The sequence below is a fragment of the Gammaproteobacteria bacterium genome, assembly GCA_016765075.1.
Taxonomy (GTDB): domain Bacteria; phylum Pseudomonadota; class Gammaproteobacteria.
The window spans coordinates 1-10,047 of the sequence record JAESQP010000012.1; the positions used below are offsets into that span (position 1 = coordinate 1).

General features: G+C 44.1%; 10 protein-coding genes. 4 read left to right on the plus strand and 6 right to left on the minus strand.

Annotated features, from left to right (window positions below):
* Window positions 1-783, plus strand: a 783-nt coding sequence (locus tag JKY90_00720) for a GGDEF domain-containing protein (GenBank protein MBL4850795.1), incomplete at its 5' end; no start/stop codon positions are given.
* 199 nt (window positions 784-982) lie between these two features.
* Here JKY90_00720 and JKY90_00725 read toward each other — a convergent pair.
* Window positions 983-1,129 (minus strand): IS3 family transposase, encoded by a 147-nt coding sequence (locus tag JKY90_00725; protein MBL4850796.1) that lies wholly within the window; start codon window positions 1,127-1,129, stop codon window positions 983-985.
* Window positions 1,130-1,375: 246 nt separating this feature from the next.
* On the opposite strand from JKY90_00725, the gene JKY90_00730 reads away from it, so the two are divergent.
* Genes JKY90_00730 through glcF form a run of 3 tightly spaced genes read left to right on the plus strand, consistent with a single transcriptional unit; the run spans window position 1,376 to window position 5,164 of the window.
* The gene (locus JKY90_00730; GenBank protein MBL4850797.1) at window positions 1,376-2,833 is read left to right on the plus strand and encodes an FAD-binding protein; all 1,458 of its coding nucleotides are present in this window, start codon (window positions 1,376-1,378) and stop codon (window positions 2,831-2,833) included.
* 5 nt (window positions 2,834-2,838) lie between these two features.
* On the plus strand, window positions 2,839-3,906 hold the full coding sequence (gene glcE, locus JKY90_00735; protein MBL4850798.1) for a glycolate oxidase subunit GlcE: 1,068 nt from the start codon (window positions 2,839-2,841) through the stop codon (window positions 3,904-3,906).
* A 13-nt stretch (window positions 3,907-3,919) separates the two neighbouring features.
* Window positions 3,920-5,164, plus strand: coding sequence for a glycolate oxidase subunit GlcF (gene glcF / locus JKY90_00740; GenBank protein MBL4850799.1), 1,245 nt, complete (start codon window positions 3,920-3,922; stop codon window positions 5,162-5,164).
* 63 nt (window positions 5,165-5,227) lie between these two features.
* On the opposite strand, the gene JKY90_00745 is transcribed toward glcF, so the two are convergent.
* The 5 genes from JKY90_00745 to JKY90_00765 form a co-directional block, all read right to left on the minus strand.
* Window positions 5,228-5,767: a pseudouridine synthase gene (locus JKY90_00745; GenBank protein ID MBL4850800.1), complete on the minus strand. Its 540-nt coding sequence runs from the start codon at window positions 5,765-5,767 to the stop codon at window positions 5,228-5,230.
* A gap of 380 nt (window positions 5,768-6,147) precedes the next feature.
* The gene (locus JKY90_00750; protein ID MBL4850801.1) at window positions 6,148-6,597 is read right to left on the minus strand and encodes a hypothetical protein; all 450 of its coding nucleotides are present in this window, start codon (window positions 6,595-6,597) and stop codon (window positions 6,148-6,150) included.
* Between the two features lie 358 nt (window positions 6,598-6,955).
* Window positions 6,956-7,378 carry a DUF3592 domain-containing protein gene (locus JKY90_00755; GenBank protein MBL4850802.1) on the minus strand — a complete coding sequence of 141 codons (423 nt, stop codon included), beginning with the start codon at window positions 7,376-7,378 and terminating at the stop codon, window positions 6,956-6,958.
* 13 nt (window positions 7,379-7,391) lie between these two features.
* Window positions 7,392-8,690: a mechanosensitive ion channel gene (locus JKY90_00760; protein ID MBL4850803.1), complete on the minus strand. Its 1,299-nt coding sequence runs from the start codon at window positions 8,688-8,690 to the stop codon at window positions 7,392-7,394.
* Between the two features lie 88 nt (window positions 8,691-8,778).
* Entirely contained in the window at window positions 8,779-9,918 is a 1,140-nt protein-coding gene (locus tag JKY90_00765) for an HlyC/CorC family transporter (protein ID MBL4850804.1), read from the minus strand.
* Window positions 9,919-10,047 lie beyond the last annotated feature (129 nt).

Here is a 10,047-nt window from a genome sequence, read left to right on the forward strand (position 1 = left end):
ATCCAAACAACACTAAGCCAACAGCTCAACGATGCAATACGCCAAAGCGAACAGTTCGGGGTATTGCTTGAACTCGAACGCGAAGAAGTATTGCGCTCTGAAACGACAGAGAATTTATCAGAGTTAAAAGAAGTTATTCTAAGTGCTGTTGAAAAATTGATCGGTGGCAACCGTAGTCTTGCGAATAAATTTGATAATACACAAAATTATCTAAAAATTCTCGAAAGCAATAGCCAACAATTAGGTGATGAGCTTGCACGTGTTCACCTGTTGAGCATGACAGATGAGTTAACTCACCTACCTAACCGTCGTGCTTTTATGCGCCGCCTGGAAGATGAAATAGGCCGTGTACAGCGTTATGGTTACCCTCTCACCCTAGTATTAATTGACCTTGATCACTTTAAAGCAATTAATGATAACTACGGCCATACTGGCGGTGACGAAGCACTTCGTGTCTTTTGCCAAAAGGTTCTCGCTATATTCAGACATCATGACATGGTCGCTCGCTATGGCGGTGAAGAATTCGCCGTGATCTTACCTAACACTAATCATGAAGGCGCCGTACGCGCTCTTATCAAGGTTAGACAAGCCGCCGCAGAAACAACTATCAAGTTCAACGACGTCGAATTTCCACTCACTACTTTTTCCGCCGGCGTCACCATGTATCGCCCTGGCGAAACACCTAGCAGCCTGATCGAACGTGCCGATATCGCACTTTATCGTGCCAAGAGTCTTGGCAGGAATCGCATCGAAACCGAACACTTTGACGGTGCTGATTCCTAAAGAGCCTCTGATTAAATCTGAACTACTACACCTAATGGCTAAGGAGCCAACAATTCCCTCGTATCAATTCCCTAAACAAGGCAGCCCAGCCCGCTGCTTTAACTTTTTGCCCATTAACTCCAACAGTTTATCTAATATCGCGTTGAGACTTGCACCACGCAGTGTGCGCGTTTTCTCACTCTGGACTTCCCAGCCTTTACTAGACACTGGTTGATTCCAAAAAATACGCCTCTTCATATTTAGCAGGTGATATGCTACCTGTATGCGTATGGCGCTTTATTGAATTGTAGAACATCTCGATAAAATTAAATATCTCAGTTTTCGCTTCATCCCTTGTCGAATATATCTTGCGTTTCGTGACGCGCTTTTTAAAGGTCGCAAAAAAACGTCATAAGAATAAAAATACGGCACCACTCAAATTCCATAGCACCCAAATAGCTAGCCATTATGGCGTACTTCTACTACTGTTTTTTTTAAATCTTATTGGCTTTGCGGCTTCGCTCACCGCAGTCGTATACACCTTAGAATAGCAGCCCATTTTGCATTGAAATCAGGTAGTATTGTTTGTTCTACTTGGTTTGCGAGTTAACTCATCGTGGATAAAACACAGCTAATTTCAGCCCTCAGTCAAATAATATCTGGCAATGCCGTGTTGCATCAACAAGAAGATCTGCACCCCTATGAGTGCGATGGGCTATCGGCCTATCGCCAACTGCCGCTGGTTGTCGTGTTACCTTCGAGTATTAAACAAGTTCAAGCCATATTGAAACTTTGCTATCAACAAAAAATTCCCGTCGTTGCCAGAGGAGCAGGCACAGGATTATCAGGCGGCGCCTTGCCACATAAAGATGGCGTCTTGCTAAGCCTGGCGAAATTCAAACAAATCCTGGCAATTAATCCACAACGCCAAACCGCCGTCGTACAGCCAGGCGTACCTAATCTCGCCATCTCTGAAGCAACGAAGCCTTACGGCCTTTATTACGCACCTGACCCATCATCACAGATCGCCTGCACTATCGGTGGCAATGTCGCGGAAAATTCCGGTGGCGTGCATTGCCTTAAATATGGCCTCACCGTGCATAATATTCAGCAACTTAAAGTCATCACTATAGATGGTGAATTACTCACTATTGGTGGTACTGGCCTCGATTCGGCAGGCTTTGATCTACTTGCACTGATGACGGGATCTGAAGGCATGCTTGCTGTGATTGTCGAAGTTACTGTTAAGCTACTGCCTATTCCAGAACGCGCTCAAGTCATACTCGCCGCTTTTGATGATGTCGTTAAAGCAGGTACAGCGGTCAGTAATATTATCTCCGCAGGGATTATTCCAGCCGGTTTGGAAATGATGGATAAACTGGCTATTCAAGCGGCAGAGGATTTTGTCCACGCAGGTTATCCCACCGATGCCGAGGCAATTTTATTATGTGAAGTCGATGGCACTAACGCCGAAGTATCCGAACATATTTTTAAAGTACGTGAAATTTTAACCCAAAGCGGCGCAACTGAAGTGCGAACGGCTAAAGATGAGGCAGAACGCATACTCTTCTGGAAAGGCCGTAAAGCAGCTTTCCCTGCCGTTGGCCGTATTGCACCGGATTATTATTGTATGGATGGCACCATACCGCGCAAACAATTACCTCATGTGTTAAAAACCATCAGTGAGTTATCAGCCGAATACAAATTAGCGGTTGCCAATGTCTTTCACGCCGGCGATGGTAATTTACATCCCTTAATTCTTTATGATGCCAATAATCCAGGCGAGTTAGAACGTACCGAAGAATTTGGTGGCAAAATTCTGCAACTCTGTGTTGATGTCGGTGGCACAATCACCGGTGAGCATGGTGTCGGCATGGAAAAAATCAATCAAATGTGTGTGCAGTTTAATAGTGAGGAGCTGACACAGTTTCATGCCATCAAATTCGCCTTTGATAAAAAAGGCCTGCTTAACCCAGGTAAAGCCGTGCCAACACTGCATCGCTGCGCCGAGTTTGGCGCCATGCATGTCCATAAAGGCAAGTTACCTTTCCCCGAACTCGAGCGCTTTTAGTCCACATGCCTGCACAAGATATCAGCCTGGAATTACAGGCACGCGTTAACGATGCCATTGAAAACAATACGGCTTTGTCTATTCAAGGTGGTAACAGTAAATCGTTTTACGGACGCAGTGCGACGGGTGAAATATTCAATGTTAGCGGTAACGAAGGCATTATTCACTATGAAGCCACCGAGCTGGTCATCACTGCACGCGCAGGCACACCCCTCGTAGAAATTGAGCAAGCCCTGGCAGCCAACAATCAGCACCTTGCGTTTGAACCACCGCACTATGGCAATAACGCCACTTTGGGTGGCACTATTGCTTGCAATCTATCAGGCCCACGACGCGCCGCAGCAGGTGCCGCGCGCGACTTTGTACTTGGCTGTAAAATTCTTAATGGCAAAGGCGAAATTATTGCCTTCGGTGGTGAAGTCATGAAGAATGTCGCCGGCTATGATGTGTCGCGACTAATGACTGGCGCCCTGGGCACTTTAGGAGTGCTATTAGAAATCTCGTTGAAAGTATTACCTAAACCTGAGGCCGAAATCACACTCACATTAGAATACGATACCAAAAAAGCCTTAGCCAAACTCAATCGGCTTAGCCAAATCAACCTGCCAATTAGCGCCAGCTGTTATGACGGCGACCGCTTATTTCTTCGACTAAGCGGCACACAAGGTGCTGTTGACACTTGCAAGAAGGCGATTGGTGGCGAAATTTTTGCAGAAAATCAAATCCTCTGGCAAAAAATAAAAGAACAGCAACATGGTTTTTTTACTACAGAGAAACCACTCTGGCGCTTATCCGTAGCTGCCGACTCACCCTCGATGAATATAGAAGGAAAATACTTATACGAATGGAACGGCGCCTTACGTTGGTTAGTTTCCAATGCTCCAGCAGAGACCATACGTACTGCTGTGGAGAAATCAGGTGGCCATGCAACACGCTACCGTGGCCATAATAAAAATTGTGTGGATGCCTTTCATCCCTTGCCAACAAGTTTGCTCAGCATTCATAAAAAAATTAAGCAGGCTTTTGATCCTCTAGGCATCTTTAATCCTGGTCGCATGTACCCAAATTTATAACTAATATTATACTATGCAAACAAATCTCAGTGAGCACTATAAAAATACCCCTCTCGGCCAAGAAGCCGATGATATTTTACGCAGTTGTGTGCATTGTGGTTTTTGTATAGCAACTTGCCCTACTTATCAATTATTGGGTGATGAATTAGACAGCCCACGTGGCCGAATTTATTTAATCAAACAAATGTTAGAAGGCAGCGAAGTTACTCAAGCAACACAGTTGCATCTTGATCGTTGCCTGACTTGCCGTGCCTGTGAAACTACCTGCCCTTCTGGCGTTCGCTATGGACGTTTAGTCGATATTGGCCGTGAAATTATTGAAGAAAAAGTAACACGCAATATAGGCGATAAAATCCAACGCTATTTTCTACGCACGTTCATCGAGAGCCCAGGTTTATTTAAACTTGCTCTTCATGCAGGGCGATTCTTTAAACCGCTATTAACGCAAGCACTGCAACAAAAGATTCCGCTAAAACAAACCCCTTTACACCGTGTTAAGAATACACACTCACGCCGTATGTTAGTGTTGTCTGGCTGCGCTCAAAGTGTGATTACGCCAAACACCAACACCGCTGCGGCCAATGTATTGGATAAGCTGGGCATTGAACTGATTGAACCGCAACCTGCACAATGTTGTGGTTCTGTCAGCCATCATCTATCAGCCCCCAATGCTGCACACCAACATATGCGCAACCTGATTGATCAATGGTGGCCTTATGTCGAGCCCCCCTTTAAACACGAGGGTCAGACACAAAGTATCGAAGCCATCATCATCACTGCCAGCGGTTGTGGTGCAACCGTAAAAGAATATGGCGATATTTTAAAACACGACAATGCTTATGCTGAGAAAGCAAAGCGTATCAGTGAACTGGCAAAAGACTTATGCGAAGTAATTGTAAACGAGCCCCTAGGAAAACTTGCAAAAAACACAAAACCATTAAAAGTCGCATTCCATAGTCCTTGCACACTGCAACATGCACAACAATTAAACGGGGTGGTAGAGAAAATTTTAACTAAGACAGGCTTTCAACTGACAACCGTTACCGATTCACATCTATGCTGTGGCTCAGCGGGTACTTATTCAATTACGCAACCTAAGCTATCTCAACAACTGTTAAAAAATAAGCTCGATAATTTAGAAGATGAACAACCTGATGTTATCGTTACCGCGAATATTGGTTGCCAACTGCATATCCAAACAAAGGCAAAAACACCTGTTATGCATTGGATAGAGCTAATCAACACACCGCTGGAATAAACTGACCACAGATATATCATCTACTCTTTCGATAATTCAAAGCATACACAGCTACAAGGCTAATTAAACACTTAACTCAAGATAAGAACCTGTTTCCAAGCCATCAACAGTCCAACTTCCAACTGAATAACGAATCAGTCTCAATGTTGGATAACCCACCGCCGCTGTCATACGACGCACTTGCCGATTTCGCCCTTCTTTTATTTTTATCTCTAACCAGGAGGTAGCAATAGATTTTCTCTCGCGAATTGGTGGATTACGTGGCCATAGATTTGGTTCGTCAATCAATTTCACCTTGGCAGGCTTAGTCAAACCATCCTTGAGTTCTACCCCTGTACGCAGGGTGTCGATAGCCACATCATCAGGGAGGCCTTCAACTTGCACCCAATAGGTCTTGCTCATTTTATGTTTAGGCGAGGCGATTTTATCTTGTAACTCACCATCATCAGTTAGCACCAAGAGGCCTTCCGAGTCTTTATCCAGACGCCCCGCCACGTAGACATTGCGCACATCGATATATTCAGCCAGTGTTGCTTGATTTTTTTGGCCAGTGAATTGGCTCAGCACCGCAAAAGGTTTATTAAATAGAATTACTCTGGCCATTATATTTTTACGTCTTATTCGTTTATAACTTACTGCATAGTATGACAGTGAGGATGAATCTCAAACTTACCAGCTACTAGTGTCATGTCAACCGTATAATGATGGTCTCAGCGAGACGAGAAGCGGTCATGTGCAAGGCGCGCGAGTGTAGGGCTAGCCGTAGCTAATTCAAGCGAGCGGAACACAGCAGATGGCCGCTTCTCGTCTCGCCCGAAGGGAGCCATTCAAGCAGCCCAATGCGGCGTTGCACCCCAAGGGCACTTCCTGCGGGGCGCAGCCACTTGCAATAGAACAACTATTGCTGCATGGCTGCGCCTTGCCTTGGCCTGCTTGAATGGCTCTGAGACCGTCATTATACGGTTGGTATGACACTAGGCTACTTACAATGCATAAGCTGATTTATTTCTAAATGGATTATTCATAAATGCGAGAATTAATGTACAAATCCATACACCACATGCCATGTAGAACAACACACCACCATCGGTATTACCAGCGCTATCAACAATACGATCAACACCTAACGGCGTAAAGAGATGAAAGAATATTGCGCCACTCATTACGCCAAGTGCTAATAGCGCACCCCAAAACCGAGTAGCGAAAATAACCAATAGAACACATGCCACTAGCTCTGTAGAACCGATGACCAGGCCGCCATATTGTTCAAATAGTGGCGCAATAAATTCTAGCGGACCAATCCCTCGCATCCATTCAGAGATGGTTGAAAAAATAATGACGGTTTCTTCGGAGCCGGTGAATTTAAAAAATAATGATTGCAGAAAAACAAAACAAATATAAATAACTAATACCCACTGAATACGTAGTTTCATATCTCTCTCCTGGCAGTGTTTATCATTTGTGTAGCAAGTAATCACCTATCTTAATCTGTTTCAAGATGGCGCTTTATAGGCTCAACGTAGACACAGCACATCATCATAGCGCGAACCTAAACATGCGGTGCTACATAGCAAGAGTTTAGGATACCTCTGATTAATTCTGGGACAGCGAGATTGTATCTGTTGTTTTCAAATCAAGATGCGAATCGCAGTCAATAGTGGGGCTATTGCGCCCCTCAGGAATGCGATAGCATTCCTGAGGACGTACTCTTAGGGTGGCAAGATTAGCGCCGAAGAGCTGGAAGATTTCAGGTACAAGATCATGTTCCATGACACATACATCAGAGGTGCCTTAGCTTAAAAGAGCAAGCACTGCTGCAACAATGGCGACAAGACCCAAGACAAGAATCATCCAATCGCCACGCAATGTTGGTTCAAGCACTGCTTCGTCTGGGTTTGACGTATTATAATAAACTGTTACTTTTTTTCCCATAGGGTATTTTTTGATATAACTTGCCGATAATTCAGGTATGGATTCAACATCCCTCGGAAATTCAAAATCCCGCTGATAGCCTTTCCCATTAACAACATAGTGATACTGAATATTAGGTGAGAATTCACCACTAAGGTGGGCAGAGTTTGACTTAGTAATTTCACCTTCTACAGCTGGCCATTGGCTCATTTTCCGCGAGACTAAAAGTATTTTCCAGCCCCATATTGTCACTCCAATACCACCCAGCAACACCAACAACAATATGATTACGTAGTAATTCATTTTTCAATGTAGGCTAACTAGGCATTGCCCCAACAATTTTAACTTCACGTTGAGGGAAAGGTATCTCAATGTCGTTTTCTTTCAGCGCATGCCAAATCATAAGTTTCAAATCAGCATCAACGTGGTTCACACCATCGTCAATACCCTCCATCCAAAACTCCACCAAAATCTCGACGCCTGAGTCGCCAAACTCACTGATTTCGGCATCTGCTAGCTCAGGCTCGCTTAATACCTGTGGATGGCTACGGACAACACTACGTACAAGGTCTAATAATTTATCTAAATCGGTTTTATAGGCAACTGAAAACACAATATCATAGCGTTGCAGCCTGTCACGATGTGTCCAGTTAGTAAAACTAGTCGTAATAAACTGCTCGTTGGGCACAACAATATCTTTGCCATCGTACGTTTTTAGTGTTGTCGCGCGCATATTAAGTTCAAGAATGGTTCCAGCCTTACCGTCTTCAAGTTCAACGTAATCGCCAACCGTCACCGAGCGATCGAGAAGAATAATAAGACCCGATACAAAGTTCGAGGCAATTTGCTGTAAACCAAAACCCAGCCCGACACCCAGAGCACCACCAAATACCGCTAGGGCAGTGAGATTGATACCCATAACCTGCAACAACAAAATAAATATCGTTGCAAAGAGCACTATTTGGAATAGCTTGGCAAAGACTTCGCGGGTGCCAACATCAATGTCCTCTTGGCCACGAATTACTTTCTGTCCAGCATTGTTTGATATGCGGCCCAGCCAGAACAAAATACTACCGAATATTAGAACGCGCGCGATACCATAGAGTGAAAAACGAATATTGCCAAGCTCAATGGCAACGCCATCAATATAAGTAATAAAATCATCAAGCACACCAAACACATGGAGAATGGCTAACGGCAAAACCAACCATTTAATCAACGATTTTACAACTGGCTGGGTAACGTAGTGTTTAGCAATGGTATATAACAGATAAACAGTTGCCAAACCTTGTGTGATGCGTATTAACCAACTCTGATCAACGAATTGGCCACTCAACGCAACTGCCACACCCAGCAATATAATGGCAACCACTGGAAACAATAACCCTTGCGATTTATATAAAGATTGACGCAAGGCAAGAAAATGGCCTTCTTGCGGTAAGGTTTGAAAAAACGGTGTAATTTTTTTTAGTAGATTAGCGAGTATAGACGCTAAAATTATTGCTAATATCGCTATTGCTATCTGTGTGTAGAATTCAGGGCTTTGACCCAAGGCAACCACCTTATCAAATAATAACCCAAACACTTCACTAAATTTACCGAGTAACGATTCCATTTTCTCTTCCCCGTATCACTAAAGGCAATCAATAGCCTCTGGCCTGGAACACCTAATTCATTTTAGACTAACCCTGAATTAGTAGCTGTTAATTTTTTGGTGTTGCGTCGCCTGCTATTTTTGATACAATATTGTCATCAGTTTCCGCATTAATAGCTGATGGCATTTCTTCTATCAAACCAAGTCTGCGCGCACGTTGCTGCCAGTTTCTACGCGCTAACACTTGCATATCTTCGTTTCTATCAGACTCATCAACTATCTCCATTCCGAGCATGGTTTCTATCACATCCTCCATCGTAGCAATACCGGCCATACCGCCAAATTCATCAACCACCAAGGCGATATTCTCACGCTTTTTCATTAAGCGATCAAACAAGTCAGGCAAAGGAAAATCTTCGTTAACGATCATCATTTCTCGACGAATGCTCGCCAGGGTCACGTCTGGCTTACCGTTAACAATATTAGCCAGTACCTCGGTTTTGAGAATATAACCAGTAATGTGGTCTTTCGATTCTTGTTGATATACTGGTATACGCGAGAATCGAAGGTCTTTATTTTTCTCGTGAAACTCTCGTACTGTTAGAGTCTCAACAGCAGCTTTAACGACCATTCGTGGTGTCATAATATCTTCGGCACGCACGGTATTAAATTGCAGTAGATTGCCAATAATATGTGATTCCGCTTCTTCAAAAACGCCTTCCTTCGCACCAATCTGAGCCATCGCCATAAAGTCTGATCGTGATAATACGCTGCGTGATTTATCTTTTTTCAGTGCTTTGGTAATGAGCTGACTCAACCAAACCAAAGGTGCCAGAACAACCATAAGCAATAACAGCGATCTAACAGTAAATGGCGCAAGTTCTTGCCAATAGTTAGCACCAATAGTTTTGGGAATAATTTCTGAGAAAATTAGAATAGCCAAGGTCATTACCACAGGCACAGAAAACTGGGTGATAAATGGATGCGTTTCGCTCCAGATCGCCGCCGCCTGCGCGCCAACTCCGATTGCACCTGCAGTATGAGCAATGGTATTTAGCGTCAGAATTGCCGCTAATGGCCTATCTATGTTTTCTTTGAACGAACTAAGATGATGGCCAATGCTCGAGCCTTGCTCCATTTTGATATGGGCATAAGTCGGCGTAATGCTCAATAGCACTGCTTCCCATAACGAGCAAAAAAATGAAAACACAATGGAAACAGTAAAAAAGACAATAAGCAGTGTAAACATAGGGGGCTAGGGGGTGTTAACAATCATTTTAATCGTCCTGCCAGCGCGCATTGTTCATCCAGCAAGGCGGAGCGAGTGCAGTGTGGTTGGCCCACATAAGCGAGCGACAACGCCGCTGGGTGAACAATG